The 1,074-nt window shown below is 32.0% G+C and carries 1 protein-coding gene; it reads left to right on the plus strand.

Annotated features, from left to right (window positions below; genetic code table 11):
* Positions 1–37: 37 nt before the first annotated feature.
* The coding region (locus ETC00_RS19300) for a terminase large subunit (protein ID WP_216369592.1) at positions 38–1,074 on the plus strand (1,037 nt) is incomplete at its 3' end.

The raw sequence follows: 1,074 nt of genomic DNA on the forward strand, positions 1-1,074 counted from the left end.
ATGTATTATAAACCCATGGTACTTTTTAAGAGAATGTGTGAGAATTCCAGACCAAGGTAATACTGGTATTCCATATATTTTAAACCGTGCTAATTTAGCTATGACATTTTGTTTATTAAATGGGATAGATTCTTACTTAGTAATACCACGTCAGAAAGGTAAAACACAGTCTACAATTGCTATACTGGATTGGGCTTTCCTATTTGGTACTACAAACTCAGAGTTCATGTTTATTAACAAGAGTCAAACTGACGCTAATAATAACTTAGACCGTTTAAAACAACAAAGGGATTTATTACCTCCTTATATGAGAATGAAAGAAGTTATTTTAGAAGACGGAAAAGTTGAAAAAGGTAAAGACAACGTAATGTCTTTAACTAATCCTGTAAATAATAACAAAATTGTTGCAAAACCATCAGCGCGTTCAATAGAATCGGCTGAAGGAATTGGTCGGGGTTGTACACAACCTATCCAATATTATGATGAAGTTGAATTTACTCCTTTTATAAAAACTATCATAGAAGCTGCTGGACCAGCTTTCAACACAGCTTCATTGAACGCTAAAAGAAATAATGCTATTTATGGTCGTATATTTACTTCTACACCGGGGGACTTAGATACTAGACCGGGTCAAGAAGCATTACAAATTATTGAAAAAACATGTAAATGGACAGAAAAGTTTTACGATATGACTAGAGAAGAAATTGAAGATTATATTACTAAAAACTCTGGTAACGGAATCGTTTATATAGAATACCATTATCATCAATTAGGTGATGATGAAGAATGGTTAAAGAGGGTATCTCAAACATTATTAAATAACCCTCTTAAAATTAAGCGCGAAGTATTTTTACAACGTATGAGAGGTTCATCCGAATCTCCTTTCGATCAAGAAGATCTAGTCGCTATTCAAGATTTAAAGAAACCTATTAAAGAAGAAATTTTTATAAATAAAATGTTTAAATTAGATATTTATGATGAATTAAAAAGAGATAAAGTTTATATTGTCGGTGTCGACTGTGCACAAGGTTTAGGAGAAGATAATTCTGCTGTGACAGTATTAGACCCTTATAC

The sequence above is a fragment of the Brevibacillus sp. MCWH genome, from assembly GCF_013096935.1.
GTDB classification, from domain to species: Bacteria; Bacillota; Bacilli; order Brevibacillales; family Brevibacillaceae; genus Brevibacillus; species Brevibacillus aydinogluensis.